At 72.6% G+C, this 16407-nt stretch carries 15 protein-coding genes; 4 read left to right on the plus strand and 11 right to left on the minus strand.

What is annotated here, in order from left to right; all coding sequences use genetic code 11:
• Positions 1 to 76: 76 nt before the first annotated feature.
• Together AC07FK_RS15345 and AC07FK_RS15350 are read right to left on the minus strand one after the other, a co-directional pair.
• A complete protein-coding gene (locus tag AC07FK_RS15345; protein ID WP_479105355.1) occupies positions 77 to 553 on the minus strand; it encodes an ATP-binding protein in 477 nt (158 codons plus the stop codon).
• Between the two features lie 93 nt (positions 554 to 646).
• The gene (locus AC07FK_RS15350; RefSeq protein WP_028810414.1) at positions 647 to 1000 is read right to left on the minus strand and encodes an STAS domain-containing protein; all 354 of its coding nucleotides are present in this window, start codon (positions 998 to 1000) and stop codon (positions 647 to 649) included.
• A gap of 81 nt (positions 1001 to 1081) precedes the next feature.
• Between AC07FK_RS15350 and AC07FK_RS15355 the strand changes: the two genes are divergently transcribed.
• Complete coding sequence (locus AC07FK_RS15355) at positions 1082 to 3649, plus strand: DEAD/DEAH box helicase (RefSeq protein WP_479105356.1); 2568 nt, start codon at positions 1082 to 1084, stop codon at positions 3647 to 3649.
• A 65-nt stretch (positions 3650 to 3714) separates the two neighbouring features.
• Here AC07FK_RS15355 and AC07FK_RS15360 read toward each other — a convergent pair whose 3' ends face one another.
• The 7 genes from AC07FK_RS15360 to ssd form a co-directional block, all read right to left on the minus strand.
• On the minus strand, positions 3715 to 4026 hold the full coding sequence (locus tag AC07FK_RS15360) for an Rv3654c family TadE-like protein (RefSeq protein ID WP_479105357.1): 312 nt from the start codon (positions 4024 to 4026) through the stop codon (positions 3715 to 3717).
• A gap of 137 nt (positions 4027 to 4163) precedes the next feature.
• Positions 4164 to 4535, minus strand: coding sequence for a TadE family type IV pilus minor pilin (locus AC07FK_RS15365; RefSeq protein ID WP_479105358.1), 372 nt, complete (start codon positions 4533 to 4535; stop codon positions 4164 to 4166).
• Positions 4522 to 4728, minus strand: coding sequence for a DUF4244 domain-containing protein (locus AC07FK_RS15370; protein ID WP_479105470.1), 207 nt, complete (start codon positions 4726 to 4728; stop codon positions 4522 to 4524). Before AC07FK_RS15370 ends, AC07FK_RS15365 begins: the two co-directional genes overlap by 14 nt.
• A gap of 81 nt (positions 4729 to 4809) precedes the next feature.
• Positions 4810 to 5601 (minus strand): type II secretion system F family protein, encoded by a 792-nt coding sequence (locus tag AC07FK_RS15375; RefSeq protein ID WP_479105359.1) that lies wholly within the window; start codon positions 5599 to 5601, stop codon positions 4810 to 4812.
• Complete coding sequence (locus tag AC07FK_RS15380) at positions 5598 to 6458, minus strand: type II secretion system F family protein (RefSeq protein ID WP_479105360.1); 861 nt, start codon at positions 6456 to 6458, stop codon at positions 5598 to 5600. The genes AC07FK_RS15375 and AC07FK_RS15380 overlap by 4 nt, the downstream gene beginning before the upstream one ends.
• Positions 6455 to 7591 carry a TadA family conjugal transfer-associated ATPase gene (locus tag AC07FK_RS15385; protein WP_479105471.1) on the minus strand — a complete coding sequence of 379 codons (1137 nt, stop codon included), beginning with the start codon at positions 7589 to 7591 and terminating at the stop codon, positions 6455 to 6457. Before AC07FK_RS15385 ends, AC07FK_RS15380 begins: the two co-directional genes overlap by 4 nt.
• Before the next feature lie 8 nt (positions 7592 to 7599).
• Positions 7600 to 8721 (minus strand): septum site-determining protein Ssd, encoded by a 1122-nt coding sequence (gene ssd / locus AC07FK_RS15390; protein ID WP_479105361.1) that lies wholly within the window; start codon positions 8719 to 8721, stop codon positions 7600 to 7602.
• A 431-nt stretch (positions 8722 to 9152) separates the two neighbouring features.
• On the opposite strand from ssd, the gene AC07FK_RS15395 reads away from it, so the two are divergent.
• Entirely contained in the window at positions 9153 to 10031 is an 879-nt protein-coding gene (locus AC07FK_RS15395; protein ID WP_479105362.1) for an HAD family hydrolase, read from the plus strand.
• A gap of 324 nt (positions 10032 to 10355) precedes the next feature.
• On the opposite strand, the gene AC07FK_RS15400 is transcribed toward AC07FK_RS15395, so the two are convergent.
• Positions 10356 to 11180 (minus strand): Fic family protein, encoded by an 825-nt coding sequence (locus AC07FK_RS15400; protein ID WP_479105363.1) that lies wholly within the window; start codon positions 11178 to 11180, stop codon positions 10356 to 10358.
• Between the two features lie 101 nt (positions 11181 to 11281).
• On the opposite strand from AC07FK_RS15400, the gene AC07FK_RS15405 reads away from it, so the two are divergent.
• Positions 11282 to 12277 carry an ATP-binding protein gene (locus tag AC07FK_RS15405; protein WP_479105364.1) on the plus strand — a complete coding sequence of 332 codons (996 nt, stop codon included), beginning with the start codon at positions 11282 to 11284 and terminating at the stop codon, positions 12275 to 12277.
• Here AC07FK_RS15405 and AC07FK_RS15410 read toward each other — a convergent pair.
• Positions 12255 to 13547, minus strand: coding sequence for a polysaccharide deacetylase family protein (locus AC07FK_RS15410; RefSeq protein ID WP_479105365.1), 1293 nt, complete (start codon positions 13545 to 13547; stop codon positions 12255 to 12257). The two genes, AC07FK_RS15405 and AC07FK_RS15410, sit on opposite strands and share 23 nt — an antisense overlap.
• A gap of 290 nt (positions 13548 to 13837) precedes the next feature.
• Here AC07FK_RS15410 and AC07FK_RS15415 point away from each other — a divergent pair, with 290 nt between their 5' ends.
• The gene (locus tag AC07FK_RS15415) at positions 13838 to 16357 is read left to right on the plus strand and encodes a bifunctional SulP family inorganic anion transporter/carbonic anhydrase (protein ID WP_479105366.1); all 2520 of its coding nucleotides are present in this window, start codon (positions 13838 to 13840) and stop codon (positions 16355 to 16357) included.
• Positions 16358 to 16407: the final 50 nt, after the last annotated feature.

The raw sequence follows: 16407 nt of genomic DNA on the forward strand, positions 1-16407 counted from the left end.
GATCCGGGGAAATACGAAAGACCCTGCTCAGCAGGGTCTCACGTAAAAGATCTGTCCGCTCGGACACGGCGGGCCGTCAGGGGGAAACGGCCGCCGGTGTCGTCGGCCAGGTCATGCGGATGGTCCCACCGGACACGCCGGTGACGACTTCGACATCGTCGACGAGGCCGCTGATGACCGCGAGCCCCATCTCGTCCTCACCGTCCGCGTCGGCGTCCGCATCGGGACCGGCGCCGGCTTCCGCCCCGGGCCCCGTGGTGCTGCGCACCCCGGGGACCGATCCGGCCGCGCCGCCGCCCGAACCGGGCACCTCGTCGCCGACCTCGATGGAGAACGACTTCTCCTCCTCGGTCAGCGCGACCCGGACCGGAGCCGAGATGCCGTTGCTGCGGTGGAGTCCCACCGCACGGGTGCACGCTTCGCCGACCGCGAGTCGGACCTCGTCCAGCACCGCCTCGTCCACCCCGGCCCGGCGCGCCACGGCGGCCGCCACCAGGCGGGCCGTCCTGACGTGTTCGGGCTGAGCGCTGAATCGGAGTTCAACGGTGGCCATCTGCGGTCCCCCTCGGACGTACGGGCGTGCTTCTCAGGGGCCCGGGCTTTCGGCCCGGTGCCCCTGTTCCTGCTTCCGGTCTCCCGGAAGCCGTCAGTCGGTGGCGTTGACGGCTTCGTCGACCGAGGTGTGAATGGGGAACACCTTGGTCAGTCCCGTGATCCGGAAGATCTTGAGAATGCGCTCCTGGTTGCAGACCAGTCGCAGCGAGCCCTCATGGGCCCGGACGCGCTTGAGTCCGCCCACGAGCACGCCGAGTCCGGTGGAGTCGAGGAAGTCCACGCCCTCCATGTCGACGACCAGGTGGTAACTGCCGTCGTTCACCAACTCGACCAACTGCTCGCGCAGCTTCGGCGCGGTATACACATCAATCTCGCCACCGACCTCGACGACCGTACGGTCGCCACCAGGTCCAGACACGTTGCGAGTCGACAGGGACAGGTCCACGGATCCTCCAGCACCTTGCTATCGAGCGGCCGCCCCCCTGAGGTCTCCCCGGCGGAGCCAGAGGACGGAACGCCAGCCGCGATGGCATTCAATCACTTACCTGCAGGCATGCACGATGCCTTGGAACCATTGTCCGTCACGCCAGTGACACACTCGGTGCCGATGGCCAAGAATCACCGTCCCAGCAGACCCGGGGAGAACGCGGGCGCGCGCCCCGCTCCCCGCACGGTCCTCGACCGGCTCACCGCAGGCGAGAGCCGGTCCTCGCGCATCACTCATACGGAGCACCTGCCCCCGCGCGCGGGGTCTCATGCAGTGTGGCCCGACCGCATCCGCCCGGAAGTGATCGCCGCGATCCGGGACGCCGGGATCGAGCACCCCTGGACCCACCAGGCGCTGGCCGCCGAGCACGCCCTGGACGGCGAGTCCGTCGTCATCGCCACCGGCACCGCGTCCGGGAAGTCGCTCGCCTACCTGGCCCCCGTCCTGACCACCCTGCTGGACGGCTCCGAGGCCGCGAACGGGCGCGGTGCGACGGCCCTGTACCTCGCCCCCACCAAGGCGCTCGCGGCCGACCAGCGCCGCGCGGTCAAGGCCCTCGCGGCGCCGCTGGGCAACGCCGTCAGGCCGGCGGTGTACGACGGCGACACGCCGGTGGAGGAACGCGAATGGGTACGTCAGTACGCCAATTACGTCCTCACCAACCCGGACATGCTCCACCTCGGCATCCTCCCCTCCCACCCGCGGTGGGCCTCCTTCCTGCGCGCCCTGCGCTACGTCGTCATCGACGAGTGCCACACCTACCGCGGCGTCTTCGGCTCCCACGTCGCCCAGGTGATCCGCCGGCTTCGCCGCCTGTGCGCCCGCTACGGGGCGAATCCCGTCTTCCTGCTCGCCTCCGCCACCTCGGCGGAACCCGCCGTTTCCGCGGGCCGCCTGACCGGCGTGCCCGTCCGCCAGGTGGCGGACGACGCCTCTCCGCGCGGGGAACTGGTGTTCGCCCTCTGGGAGCCGCCGCTGACCGAACTGCAGGGCGAGAAGGGCGCACCCGTACGACGGACCGCCACGGCGGAGACCGCCGACCTTCTCACCGACCTGACCGTGCAGGGGGTCCGCTCGGTCGCCTTCGTGCGCTCCCGGCGCGGCGCGGAGCTGATCGCCCTCATCGCCCAGGAACGGCTGGCCGCCGTCGACCGTTCGCTGCCGGCCCGGGTCGCCGCCTATCGAGGCGGATACCTCCCGGAAGAACGCCGGGCCCTGGAGCGCGCCCTGCACTCCGGCGAGCTCCTCGGCCTCGCCGCGACGACCGCTCTCGAACTCGGCGTCGACGTGTCGGGACTGGACGCCGTCGTCATCGCCGGGTACCCCGGCACCCGCGCCTCGCTGTGGCAGCAGGCGGGGCGGGCCGGCCGGTCGGGCGAGGGCGCCCTGGCGGTGCTCGTGGCGCGCGACGACCCCCTGGACACGTATCTCGTCCATCATCCCGAGGCCCTGTTCCGCCAGCCGGTGGAATCAACCGTCCTCGACCCCGCCAACCCGTACGTGCTGGCCCCCCATCTGTGCGCCGCCGCGGCCGAGGTCCCGCTGACCGATGCCGACCTGGAGCTCTTCGGCCCGGCCGCCGCGGACCTGATGCCGCAGCTGGAGGCGGCCAACCTGCTCCGCCGCCGGGGCAGGTCCTGGTACTGGACCCGCCGCGAGCGGGCCGCCGACCTCGCCGACATCCGGGGCCAGGGCGGCCGGCCCGTCCAGATCGTCGAGGCGCAGACCGGCCGGCTGCTCGGCACGGTCGACGCATCGGCCGCCCACGCCTCCGTCCACGACGGCGCGGTCCACCTCCACCAGGGACGTACGTACCTGGTCCGGCACCTGGACCTCGAGGACCCGCACGGCGCCGTCGCCCTGGTCGAGGAGGCGAACCCGCCGTACTCCACGACCGCCCGCGACACCACCGCCATCTCGGTCCTGGAGACCGACACCGAGATCCCCTGGGGAGAGGGCCGCCTGTGCTTCGGCTCGGTCGAAGTCACCAACCAGGTCGTCTCCTTCCTCCGGCGCAAACTCATCACCGGCGAGGTGCTCGGCGAGACGAAACTCGACCTCCCGCCCCGGACGCTGCGGACCCGCGCGGTCTGGTGGACGGTGACCGAGGACCAGCTCGACGCCGCCCGCGTCGGGCCCGAGCAGCTCGGCGGCGCCCTGCACGCCGCCGAGCACGCCTCCATCGGCATGCTGCCGCTCTTCGCCACCTGCGACCGCTGGGACATCGGCGGCGTCTCGGTCCCGCTCCACCCGGACACGCTGCTGCCGACGGTGTTCGTGTACGACGGCCACCCGGGCGGGGCGGGTTTCGCGGAGCGGGCCTTCCACACGGCCCGGGAGTGGCTGACCGCGACCCGGGAGGCCATCGCCTCCTGCGAGTGCGAGGCCGGCTGCCCCTCCTGCATCCAGTCGCCGAAGTGCGGCAACGGCAACGACCCGCTGAACAAGCGCGCCGCCGTCCGCCTCCTGACCGTCCTCCTGCGAGGTGCCCCCCAACCGTCCGACGACACCGCGCCCGCCGATTCGGCGGCGGACCCCCCGGACTGCCCGGGCGGCGCGGACGCCCCGGGCGGCCCTGACGCCCCCGAGGCTTCGGACGCCTCCTGACGCCCCGGACGCCTCGGATGCCCGGGAAGCTCCCTGGGGCCGCTCAGAGCCCGTGGGTGCCGCGGTCATCCGCTGGGACCGGCCGGCCCCGCGCGGGCCCTCACAGCCACTCTGTACGGCCCTGCGGCCGCCTCCGCCGTCACGTCGGAGACCTCCCCGCGCACGGAGCACCTCACGAGCCGCGCGTCCTGAGCCACGGCGACCTGGGCCGCCTCACCGCACGCGGTGGCCTCACCCCGCATCCATACGCCCGCCGCCGCGAGCGCCGCCAGGTCCGCGGCGCTCCCGGCCCGATGGCGGGCCACGACCGCCTGCCCCATCGCCAGCACCACGGCGAACACCACCCCGAGCACAGCCACCACCCCCAACGCCCACACGGTCGCCGACCCCCGGTCGGCAGGTATCCCCCGTTCGGCCCACCGACGGTGACCACCCCGCCGACCCTCCCCTCCGCCGCCCGTGCGAGCCAGAAGGGCGCGACCGCAGCCACCGGCCCCGCCGCCCCGCGCCCCGCTCACGCCGCCACCTCCACGCTCTCCTCGGCCCGCGCGACTGCCTCTGCTCGCAGGATCAGCGGCAACGCGCTCAGGGCCGGCGCGGGGGCCTCGACGACCACACGGACCAGGCCGCCCTCGCGAGTCACCGTGACGCGCGCCCCGCTCGGGGCCGCCTGCCGGGCCGCCGCGACCGACTCCTCCCGCGACTCCTGGCGAGCGGCTGCCCTCGCGCCCGTTCCCGCCGCGTCCACACACTGGATCTGCGCGGCGACCGCCATCAGAGCCCACACCAGGGCCATGGTGAAGAGCAGCAGCGCCGGGACCACCACGGCCGCCTCCGCCGTGACATATCCCCGGTCCCCGCGCCCCCCGGTCTCAGAACGGCACATCGAGCGCCCTCCCCACGACCGCTTGCAGCGCCGACGAGACCATGTCGCTCGTCACCACCTTGTAGAGCACCGCCGCGAAGCCGCAGGCGGCGATCGTGCCCATCGCGTACTCCGACGTCGTCATCCCCGCGTCCCCGCCGCCTGCGGCCCTCCGCACGAAGCCCCGCGCCAGCGCCCGCGTCACGTTCCACATCCGCATGTCGACCCCCGAGGTCACTTGCCGTTCAGGTCACTTGCCGGTCATTTGCCGTGCAAGGTCAGTCGCCGTTCAAGGTCAGTTGCCGTTCATCAGTCCGCTCGCCAGGCCGATCACCACGGGCACCACTCCGACCACCAGGAAGGCGGGCAGGAAGCACAGCCCGACCGGCCCCACCATCAGCACGCCCGCCCGCTGGGCCCGGGCAGACGCATCCCGCGCCCTCTCGGCCCTGAGGCTCTCGGCCACCCGGGTAACGGGTTCGGCCGCCGGAGCCCCGGAGGCTGCCGCCCGTTCCAGGCAGCGGGCCAGCCCGCCGGCGCCCGGTATCGCTGCCAGCCGGGCCCACGCGTCCGCGGGTTCGCCCCCGAGCCGGAGCTCGGCGGCGGTACGGGCCAGCCGCTCACCCACGGGGCCGCCGAGCGAGTCCCCGACCGCCTCCGCCGCCTCGCGGGGGCCCGCGCCCGCCGAGATGCAGGCCGCCAGAAGATCCGCAGCCAACGGCAGTTGGCGCGCGTCGACCGGGCGGTGGTCGCACTGCGGCCGCCCGCGCTGCCACCTTGCGAGCGCGTACGCCCCGACCGCCCCCAGCGCGCCGCCGAGCAGCCCGCCGAGCAGCACATACGTGGTGACAGCCGCTCCCAGCGGCGGCCCCCAGCGCAGCACGCGGCCTCCGTACTCGGGCCTCCACCGCCACCAGCGTCCGAAACGCGGCCCAGTGGTTCCCGCACCGTTCACGGCCACCAGCGCCGCGAGCCGATCGCGCAGCAGCCTCTCCCGCCGTCGCCCCGCCCACGCGAGGACCAGCCACACCGCCGCGGCCGCGACGAACACCGCCGCCCCCAGCCTGTGGACAACTTCCGCGCTCATGAGCCCTCCCCCCGCCGTACGATGCGCCGGGCCCAGAAGAGACCCGCGCCCTCCAGCAATCCGCCGACCAGCAGGCACCCGAGCCCGGCCGGCGTGTGCAGCAGCACCCGCAGCGGCGCGGCTCCGAGCGCGCTGCCGATCAGCAGTCCGGCCACCGGAAGCAGCGCCAGGAGCGCCACCGTGGCCCAGGAGCCCGCCAGCTGGGCCCGGAGGTTCTCCCGCTGGTCCCGCTCGGCCCGCAGCGCCCCTTCCAGCCGGTCGAGTCCCGCCGCGAGACCGGCGCCGCCGTCCACCGCCACCCGCCAGCACGCGGCGACCCCCGCGAGCCCGTCCGCCCCCGGCTCCCGAGCGGCCCGGCGCAACGCATCCGGCACGTCCCCGCCGAACCGCGCCGCGGCCAGCACCTCGGCCTCCGCGGCGCCCAGCCCGCCGGTGCCCGCGGCGGCGAACAGTGCCTGTCCCGGCTGCCTCCCGGCACGCAGTTCACCCGCCACCGCCCCGCAGAGCCCGACGACCGCGTCCGCGCGCCGTTCACGCTCCCGGCGCCGCTCCACGGCCCGCAGCCGGCGTCTCACCAGCGGCACCGCCACCGCTCCGGCGGCGCACGGCAGCACCGACTCGCCCAGTACGGCCAGCAGCACCGCGACCGGCACGCAGAGCCACTCGCGCCCCAGCCGCCCCTGTAGAGCCGCTGCCAGCCGCTCCCACAGCGCCGCCGGGCCGCCGGGCTGCACGCCCCCGCCCGCGAGCATCAGCCGCGCCCGCCGCAAATCCGCGTCCCACCCGGCCAGCAGCCAGGCCGCCACCCCCGCGCACACCACCGCCGCGTACACCGGCGCCGCACCGGCCCCGGTCACACCGCACCCCCGATCAGCGCCCGCAGCCGGGGCCAGCCGCGTTCGTACGAGAAGGCACGGGCGCCCCACCGCAGCGCGGGCGCGGTCACCACCAGCCCCGCCGGGTCCCGCTCCAGCACATGGATCTCGGCGACCCGCCGCGACCCGTCCCGGTCCCGCGCGAGATGCACGACCACCGCGAGGGCGGCCGCCAACTGGCTGTGCAGCGCCGCCCGGTCGAGGCCCGCGGCCGCACCGAGCGCCTCGAGCCGCGCCGGGACATCCGTCGCCGCGTTGGCGTGTACGGTCCCGCACCCGCCCTCGTGCCCGGTGTTGAGCGCCGCCAGGAGTTCCGTCACCTCGGCCCCGCGCACCTCCCCGACCACCAGCCGGTCGGGGCGCATCCGCAGGGCCTGGCGCACCAGGTCCCGCAACGTGACCTGCCCCGCGCCCTCCTGGTTGGCGGGCCGCGACTCCAGGCGCACCACATGCGGGTGATCGGGTCTCAGCTCCGCCGAGTCCTCGGCCATCACGATGCGCTCGCGCTCGCCGACGAGCCCCAGGAGGGTCGAGAGGAGGGTGGTCTTCCCCGTGCCCGTGCCGCCGCTGACCAGGTACGACAGCCGGGCTTCGACGAGCGCCCGCAGCACCGCGTCGCCGCCGGGCGGCACCGTCCCGGCCGCGACGAGCTCGGCCGGCGAGAACGCCTTCGGCCGCACCACCCGCAGCGACAGGCAGGTGCAGCCGACGGCGACCGGCGGCAGCACCGCATGCATCCGCGTCCCGTCGGGCAGCCGGGCGTCCACCCACGGCCGCGCGTCGTCCAGCCGCCGCCCCGCCGCGGCAGCGAGCCGCTGAGCGAGCCTGCGGACCGCTGCCGCGTCGGTGAAGGAGACCTCGGTCAGTTCGAGGCCGCTGCCCCGGTCCACCCAGACGCGGTCGGGGGCGGAGACCAGCACGTCCGTCACCGAGGGGTCGGCGAGCAGCGGTTCCAGTGTGCCGGCGCCCACCAGCTCGCTCCGCAGCTTCTCGGCCGCCCCCAGGACTTCCGCGTCCCCGAGCAGCCGGCCCTGCGCCCGCAGCGCCGCGGCCACGCGCGCCGGTGTCGGCTCGGCCCCGCTCTCCGCGAGCCGCCGCCGTACGGCGTCCAGCATTCCCGCGCTCACGAGACAACGCCCGCGGCCAGCGCCTGCTGCCAGAACGCCGTGCAGAACCGGCCCAGCGGCCCCCGCGCGCTGCCGCCCGGCGGCGTCCCGCCGGCCTGGGCCTCCAGCAGCCCCGCCTCCACCGGCAGCTCGCCGGCCAGCGGCAGCCCGAGGAGCCCCGCGACCGCCTCCTCGTCGAGGCCCGCGGCGTACGGTCCGCGCACCACCGCCCGCAGGTCGCCCAGGACCATGCCGACGGTCGAGGCGACGCGGCTCGCCGCCGCGACCGCCCGTAGCTCCGCCGGCACCACCAGCAGTCCGAGGTCGAGCTGGGCCAGCGCCTCGGCCACGGCCTCGTCGACCCGGCGCGGCAGGTCGACGACCACCACTCCGCCCCGCCTTCGCGCGGCGGCCAGCACCGCGCGCATCGCTTCCGGCGGGATGACCACGCGGTCACCCCGGTCCCAGCTCAGCACGCGCAGCGCGTGCAATTCGGGCAGCGACTCCTCCAGCGCGCCACTGCCGACCCGCCCTCTGGACTCGGCGAAATCCGGCCACCGCAGGCCTTCCGCGGCTTCCCCGCCGAGGAGCACGTCGAGCCCGCCGCCCAGGGGGTCGCCGTCGATGAGCATGGTGCGCCGGCCCGTGCGTGCCGCTGCCACCGCCAGGGCGCACGCCAGCGTCGAGGCCCCCGCCCCGCCCCGGCCTCCGAGCACCCCCACGGTCACCGCCTGCCGCCCCACGCCCTCCGCGACGTCGGCGATGCGCTCCACGAGCCAGTTCTCCGCGTCGGGCAGCCGCAGCACGTGGTCGGCGCCGATCTCGACCGCGCGGCGCCACACATGGGGGTCGTCCTGGTCCTTGCCGACGAGCATCACGCCGCTGCGGCGCGCTCCCCCTCGTCCGAGAACCGCCCCGCGCACCCGCTCGGCGGCGTCGTCGCCGACGAGGACCAGCGGTGCGCTCTCCCAGCTGCCCCGGCGCTCGGGCACCCCGTGATGGACTTCCGGTTCCGCGCCGGCGGCGGCGCACAGCCGCAGCAGATCGTCGAGCAGCTCGACGTCCTCGGTGACGATCAGCGGTCCGCCCTGCCGCGCCTCGGCGACCTGCGGACGGTCGGGTGTGCTGGATCCGGCCACGATCTCCGCCCCCTCTCCCTGCGATTCCTTCTGTCCGCGAACTTCGCGAACGGAATCACCGTGGAGGGATCTCCGAAATCGTGTGGATCTTGCTGGAAAACCGGGGACAACTCGCCGGTTGTGAATATCCCGCTCACCTATACCGGTGACTTCCGGAGAGCGGCGGAACAACTACGCAGCGTGACGCGTCTGGGGAGTGGAAGGCCGCTGCGGCCGCAGGCCAAGAGGGGGAGAAATGATCCGAACCGGAGGGCGAAAAAGTATCCGGACATGCGACGACCCCCGTCGGGGGGGAGAACGGGGGTCGTCTCCACGGCCGACTCGGGGGGGGAGGAGTCGGACCGGGGTAGCACGGTCGCGAACGATCCGTGACTTCCATGGTGTACCCGAGAGCCTTCTCAGGCAAACCCACGCGCCACAGCGTACGCCGAATGGTGGGCGCCTATGCTCGCCTCGTGGAAAAACGCTCCTTGCCGCGAACAGCCGCCTTCTTCGACCTCGACAAGACCGTCATTGCGAAGTCGAGCACGCTGACCTTCAGCAAGTCCTTCTATCAAGGCGGACTGATCAGCCGCAGAGCCGCACTGCGGACCGCGTACATCCAGTTCGTCTTCCTCGCCGGCGGCGCGGATCACGACCAGATGGAACGCATGCGCGCGTACCTCTCGGCGCTCTGCAAGGGGTGGAACGTCCAGCAGGTCAAGGAGATCGTCGCCGAGACCCTGCACGACCTGATCGACCCGATCATCTACGACGAGGCGGCCTCCCTCATCGAGGAGCACCACACGGCCGGCCGCGACGTCGTGATCGTCTCCACGTCCGGGGCGGAGGTGGTCGAGCCCATCGGTGAGCTCCTCGGGGCCGACCGCGTGGTGGCGACCCGGATGGTCGTCGGCGACGACGGCTGCTTCACGGGTGAAGTGGAGTACTACGCGTACGGCCCCACCAAGGCCGAGGCGATCAAGGAGCTCGCGGCGTCCGAGGGGTACGACCTCGCGCGCTGCTACGCGTACAGCGACTCGGCCACCGACGTTCCGATGCTGGAGTCGGTCGGTCACCCCTACGCCGTCAACCCGGACCGGGCGCTGCGCCGTGAGGCGCTCGCTCGGGAATGGCCGATTCTCGTCTTCAGCCGACCGGTCCGCCTCAAGCAGCGGCTGCCCGCCTTCTCCATGCCGCCCCGGCCCGCACTGGTCGCGGCGGCGGCGGTCGGAGCGGCCGCGGCCACCGCGGGTCTGGTCTGGTACGTCAGCCGCAGGCCAGGGCGCGGGAAGAACCGCCGCCCAAATGAAACTTTTGCCCGCATTTGAACCGGTAGGCAAAGAGGTGCGTCCAGGGCTTTCGCTTCCCCGGCTTCAGGAGTACAAAGGTTTTAACGGCCCGCGAGACCAGGGACATCCGAGAGGATGACCTACAACGCAGTAAGGCCCCACGGACCGAGCACGGAAGACGAGCACCCACGCGACGTCGACCCGTCGATTACGGGCCAGCCGCACCAGGTGACGGGCAAAGCACCCGACCTGATGGGCAAAATTTCGAGGACGCATGGTAACTCGGCGGACGTGCCAGCGGCGGTACCGTTCACCGGTACCGCCGCAACCCTTTGTCCGGCCGGCAGGGGCTCCGGCGGCCGCTCAGGCGGCGCCGCGCTGAAGCGCCTCACAGACAGCCGTCGACTCCCTGGCCCCCAGCTCCACCGCACGCCCGCAGTGCGTGATCCACGCCGCCATGCCTTCCGGCGTTCCCGAGACGTAGCCGTCCAGAGCCGCCACGTACGCCGCGCGTCCGAGTTCCCCGTGGCCGACCTCGGCCGGGCAGACGGACTTCGGGTCGAGGCCGCTGCCGATCAGCACGATCCGCTCGGCGGTCCGCGCCACGAGGCCGTTGTGGGAGCCGAAGGGGCGCAGCGCCATCAGTTCGCCGTGCACCACGGCGGCGGCCACCAGGGCGGGCGCGGAGCCGCCCGCGATGATCAGTTCCGAGAGCCCTTCGAGCCGGCCCGCCACCTCGTCGGCGCCCGGAAGCGGCAGCTCGACCAGGGGCTCGTCCACCGGCTCACCCGCGAGCCTCGGCCGGCCCACCAGCTCGTCCGACACCCCGGCGCCGCCCGCGGCCACCAGATGCAGCCGGGCCAGCACCCGGAGCGGCGACTGACGCCAGATGGACAACAGCTGCCCGGCCTCGGCCGTGAGGCGCAGCGCCGCGCCGACGATCCGGGACTCCTCGTCGATGCTGAAGTCGGTACGCCGGCGCACCTCCTCCAGCGCCCAGTCCGCGCCCGAGAGCGCCGCCGACCCGCGCGCGCCGCGCAGGGCGGCCTCCGCGGTGATCTCGTTGCTGCGGCGCCGCATGACGCGGTGTCCGTAGACCCGGTCGACGGCCTTGCGTACGGAGTCCACGGCCTCGGGTACGCCGGGCAGCGCGCCCAGCGCCGCGAGTGGATCAGCAGTCGTACTCATAGGTAAGGAGCCTACGCACCCACGGCACGGACCCCACCTTGGAGTGGTCTTCCTCACTCCCGTGCGCACGGCGAGCAATCACGCGATTACCCTTGGTGAACATGAAGATCGCTTTCGTAGGGAAGGGCGGCAGCGGCAAGACGACGCTGTCCTCGCTCTTCATCCGCCACCTCACCGCCAACGAGGCCCCGGTCATGGCCGTGGACGCCGACATCAACCAGCACCTGGGCGCCGCACTCGGTCTCGACGAGGCGCAGGCCGGGGCGCTGCCCGCGATGGGCGCGCACCTGCCCCTCATCAAGGACTACCTGCGGGGCTCCAATCCCCGTATCGCCTCCGCCGAGACGATGATCAAGACCACCCCGCCCGGAGAGGGTTCCCGCCTGCTCCGGGTGCGCGAGGACAACCCGGTGTACGACGCGTGCGCCCGTACCGTCCCGCTGGACGACGGCGACATCCGGCTGATGGCCACTGGCCCGTTCACGGAGTCCGACCTGGGCGTCTCCTGCTACCACTCCAAGGTTGGGGCGGTCGAGCTGTGCCTCAATCACCTGATCGACGGCCCGGACGAGTACGTCGTCGTCGACATGACGGCCGGCTCCGACTCCTTCGCCTCCGGCCTGTTCACCCGCTTCGACATGACCTTCCTGGTGGCCGAACCGACCCGCAAGGGCGTGTCCGTGTACCGCCAGTACAAGGAGTACGCCCGCGACTTCGGCGTGTCGCTCAAGGTCGTCGGCAACAAGGTGCAGGGCCAGGACGACATCGACTTCCTGCGTGAGCAGGTGGGCGACGACCTCCTGGTCACCGTCCGCGCGTCCGACTGGGTCCGCTCGATGGAGAAGGGCCGGCCGTCCCGCTTCGAGCTCCTGGAGGCGGACAACCGCCTCGCCCTGCAGACCCTGCAGAACGCGGCCGAGGACTCGTACGCGGAGCGCGACTGGGAGCGCTACACACGCCAGATGGTGCACTTCCACCTGAAGAACGCGGAGAGCTGGGGCAACGCGAAGACGGGCGCCGACCTGGCTGCCCAGGTCGACCCCGCCTTCGTCCTCGGGGAGCACTTCGCGGAGGTCAGTGCCGTTCAGCCCGCTTGACCTGGGAGGCCGTCCCGACGCTCGGGGCGGCCGACGGCCGCTCGGCGAGGAACGACGCCCAGCCGTCCTTCGGCGCCTCGCCGACCTCCAGGGTGCGCATCCTGTCCAGCACCTCCGGGTCCTGGGCGTCCAGCCAGTCGGCCACCTGCCTGAAGGAGACGCAGCGCACGTCCCGCTTCACACAGACCGTCTTGATCGTCTCCTCGATGGCGCGCATGTACGTGCCGCCGTTCCAGGACTCGAAGTGGTTGCCGATGATCAGCGGGGCGCGGTTGCCGTTGTACGAGCGGTCGAAGGCCTGGAGCAGGCCGTCGCGCATCTGGTTGCCCCAGTACCGGTGCCGGGACGGGTCGCCCTTGACCGTTCCCGACTGATTGACCATGAAGTTGTAGTCCATGGAGAGCGTCTCGAAGGCCCGTCCGGGCACCGGTACCAGCTGGAGCGGCATGTCCCACAGGCCCGCGGTCTTCTTGGGCCACACCTGCTTGCCCACGCCGCTGGAGTCGTAGCGGAAGCCGAGTTCCTTGGCCGCCGCCATCATGTTCTTCTGCCCTTCGAGGCAGGGGGTGCGGGCGCCGACGAGTTCCTTGTCGTAGTCGAAGGGCAGCGGCTTGGCGTTCTTCAGGCCCGAGTTGGTCTTCCAGCGCTTCACGAACGCCTTGGCCTGCGCGATCTCGCTCTTCCACTCCTCCGGGGACCAGGTGCCGACGCCACCGTCCTTGCCGCAGAAGTGGCCGTTGAAGTGCGTCCCGATCTCGTTGCCGTCCAGCCACGCCGCGCGTAGCTGGTCGACGGTGTCGCTGATTCCCGCGACATCGTTGAAGCCGATGTCGGAGCGTCCGGTGGAGTGCTGCGGCGGGTCGTAGAGGTGCCGCTTGTCCTCCGGGAGCAGGTACACGCCGCTCAGGAAGTACGTCATCGTCGCGTTGTACTTCTTGCCGACCTCGCGGAAGTGCGAGAAGAGGCGCTGGCTGTCCTCGCCGGCCCCGTCCCACGAGAACACGACGAACTGCGGGGGCTCCTGACCGGGCTTCAGCCGCTGAGGCCGCGACACGTGCGGCTGCTTCCCGGTGTACGCCGTCGAGCCGTCGCCGATCAGGCGCACCGCACTCTTGGGCGCCGCCGCCTTGGGCGCGCCCTTCTTCGCTCCGTGCGCGCCTTCCTGGGCGCCGGGGGCATCCGAGCCGCCCGGCCCCGAGCAGGCGGCGAGTGCGCCGGCCAGGGCCACGGCGGCGAAGCCGAAGGCAATCCTTTTTGTGGCGGCCATCATTCCGCCCACCCTCTTCCGTCAGACTTATCTGCTTATCCGCTGAAATGACTGCACAGCGGGGCAAACTTCGCATGACCCGACCGAGGGATTGATATGACAAGCCGCTCAAAATCCTGGTTCACCGAAACGAATGAAAGGTTGCGCCATTTAGCCCTATTCGCCTCATTAGTTCTTTACTCTGCATTACCATTCATTTACTGAGAGTTGAGAAATCCCGCCGCTGCACGCCGTGACCCACGGCCGCGTCCCCACGTTCCGCGACCGCGCTGCCCCGGAGGAGACGGGAAACCATGACTGCTTGCATCCCGACCAGCACCGACCACTCTGCGCCCCCCGCGGGGGCGTCCCGCTTTCAGCGCCCGCACAGCCCGCCCGGCGGCCCCCGCCGCCGCTTCCCCGTGGCGCGGGTGGACGTGTCCGCCTCGATCTGCGTCTTTCTGATCGCGCTGCCGCTTTCCCTGGGCATCGCCCTGGCGACCGGCGCGCCCCTGCAGGCGGGTCTGGTCGCCGCCGCCGTCGGCGGCCTGGTCGCAGGCCGCTTCGGCGGGGCGCCCCTGCAGGTCAGCGGGCCCGCCGCGGGGCTTACGGTCGTGACGGCCGAGCTGATTCAGCAATACGGCTGGCGCACCACCTGCGCCATCACCGTCCTCGCCGGCCTGACCCAAATCGCCTTGTCCCTGGTGCGCGTGGCCCGTTCGGCGCTCGCGGTCAGCCCGGCGATCGTGCACGGCATGCTCGCCGGCATCGGCGTCACCATCGCCCTGGCCCAGCTGCACATCGTGCTCGGCGGCAACCCAGAGAGTTCCGCCGTAGACAACGTCCGCGACCTGCCGCACCAGCTGGCCAACCTGCACGGGCCGGCCATCCTCGTCAGCGCCCTCACGCTCGCCGTACTGCTCGCCTGGCCGCACATTCCGGGTCGTACGGGCCGGATCGCCCGGACGGTCCCGGCCGCGCTCGTCGCCGTGGCCGCCGCTGCCGTGCTCTCCTGGCTGGCCGGGATGAAGGTGCCGCACGTCGACCTGCCCTCCTGGAGCAGTCACGCGCTGCCGGGGCTGCCCGAGGGCCCGGTTCTCGGCATCGCCGCGGCCGTGCTCACCATCACCCTGGTCACCAGCGTCCAGTCACTGCTGTCGGCCGTGGCCGTGGACAAACTGGTGGCCGCCCGCAAGAACCCGACCGCAGAGGTGAAGCGCTCGAACCTCGACCGCGAACTGGCCGGTCAGGGTGCCGCCAACATCGTGTCCGGCGCGCTCGGCGGACTGCCGGTCGCCGGGGTCGCCGTACGCAGCGTCGCCAATGTGTCGGCGGGCGCGGTCAGCCGGCACTCCACGATGCTGCACGGTCTGTGGATCGTGCTGGCCGCGCTGTTCCTCGTACCGGTCCTCGACCTGATTCCCCTGCCCGCGCTCGCCGCCCTGGTCATGCTCGTCGGCTTCCAGATGGTGAGCATCACGCGCATCCGCAGTGCCTCCCGCCACCGGGAGATGCTGGTCTACATGGTGACGGTCGCCGGGGTCGTCCTCCTCGGCGTGCTGGAAGGCGTGGCGATGGGGGTCGCGGTGGCGGTCGCGGTGGCACTCCACCGGCTGGCGAAGACGCACATCACGGCCGAGACCACTGCGGACGGCGTCCACCGCATCGCCGTGCGAGGCCAGTTGACCTTCCTGGCGGTGCCGCGGCTGAGCCGGGCGCTGAACCAGGTGCCCCGGGGGTCACAGGCGCACGTGGAGCTGGACGGGTCGTTCATGGACCACGCCGCGTACGAGACTCTCCAGGACTGGAAGGACGCGCACGTCGCGCACGGCGGCCGGGTGGAGATCACCGGACGTTCGGGCAACCGCTTCGCCGGTCCCGGAGCTGACGCCGACGGCGCCTGCGACGGCGGTTCCCGCGGCGGGCACTCCGCGCACAGCTGCTGCAGGCCGTGGACCCCGTGGCGCAACCACCACTGCGACGACCACGCGGGCTCCCGCTCGTCGGCCTCGCCGGGCCGGAAGGGCGGCAGCGGGGGGCAACTCGCCACCGGGCTGAGCGCGTTCCAGCGCAATACGGCACCACTGGTGCGCGAGGAGCTCGCCCGGCTCGCACGTGAGGGGCAGACGCCGTCGCAGCTGTTCATCACCTGCGCCGACTCCCGCCTCGTGACCAGCATGATCACGTCCAGTGGCCCCGGCGACCTGTTCACCGTGCGCAATGTGGGCAACCTGGTGCCGCCGCCCGGAGCGGAGAGCGCGGACGACTCGGTCGGCGCGGCCATCGAGTACGCCGTGGACGTACTGAAGGTGCAGTCCATCACCGTCTGCGGGCACTCGGGCTGCGGTGCGATGCAGGCCCTGCTCAACACGCCGCCCGGCGCCCCGCCGGGCGCGGACCGGACGCCGTTGCGCCGCTGGCTGCGCCACGCCGCGCCCAGCCTGGAGCGGATGCGGAGCAGGAAACACTCCTGGGCGAGGATCTCGGGGAGGCTGCCGGCGGACGCGGTCGAGCAGCTCTGCCTGACCAACGTGGTCCAGCAGTTGGAACACCTCCATACGCACGAGGCGGTGCGGCGGCGGCTCGCCGAGGGCACGCTCGAACTGCACGGCATGTACTTCCACGTCGGCGAGGCCCAGGCGTACCTGCTCCAGGACGGTGTACGGATCGGCGAGACGGACGCGGTCTTCGACCGGGTCGGTCCGGTCGAGGACCCGGAGAGCTCGGCACGCGCGAAGAGCTCCGCGTCGGATGCGCGGGTGGATGGGACGCGGGCGGATGCGACGCGGGCGGGTGCGCAGGCGGAAGGCCCCCTCGAAAGGGCGCGCGCCTGAACGGACAGGAGGACCGGGGGCCGTACCGCGGCCCCCGGTCCGACGCGCCT

Source organism: Streptomyces sp. NPDC046122, from assembly GCF_056429965.1.

Excerpts from the sequence above, each read along its gene's own strand:
- AC07FK_RS15345 (WP_479105355.1), bottom strand. The coding sequence starts at position 553 with ATGGCCACCGTTGAACTCCGATTCAGCGCTCAGCCCGAACACGTCAGG.
- AC07FK_RS15355 (WP_479105356.1), top strand. The coding sequence starts at position 1,082 with ATGGCATTCAATCACTTACCTGCAGGCATGCACGATGCCTTGGAACCA.
- AC07FK_RS15365 (WP_479105358.1), bottom strand. The coding sequence starts at position 4,535 with ATGTGCCGTTCTGAGACCGGGGGGCGCGGGGACCGGGGATATGTCACG.
- AC07FK_RS15370 (WP_479105470.1), bottom strand. The coding sequence starts at position 4,728 with ATGTGGAACGTGACGCGGGCGCTGGCGCGGGGCTTCGTGCGGAGGGCC.
- AC07FK_RS15375 (WP_479105359.1), bottom strand. The coding sequence starts at position 5,601 with ATGAGCGCGGAAGTTGTCCACAGGCTGGGGGCGGCGGTGTTCGTCGCG.
- AC07FK_RS15385 (WP_479105471.1), bottom strand. The coding sequence starts at position 7,591 with ATGCTGGACGCCGTACGGCGGCGGCTCGCGGAGAGCGGGGCCGAGCCG.
- AC07FK_RS15395 (WP_479105362.1), top strand. The coding sequence starts at position 9,153 with ATGGTGGGCGCCTATGCTCGCCTCGTGGAAAAACGCTCCTTGCCGCGA.
- AC07FK_RS15400 (WP_479105363.1), bottom strand. The coding sequence starts at position 11,180 with ATGAGTACGACTGCTGATCCACTCGCGGCGCTGGGCGCGCTGCCCGGC.
- AC07FK_RS15405 (WP_479105364.1), top strand. The coding sequence starts at position 11,282 with ATGAAGATCGCTTTCGTAGGGAAGGGCGGCAGCGGCAAGACGACGCTG.
- AC07FK_RS15410 (WP_479105365.1), bottom strand. The coding sequence starts at position 13,547 with ATGATGGCCGCCACAAAAAGGATTGCCTTCGGCTTCGCCGCCGTGGCC.
- AC07FK_RS15415 (WP_479105366.1), top strand. The coding sequence starts at position 13,838 with ATGACTGCTTGCATCCCGACCAGCACCGACCACTCTGCGCCCCCCGCG.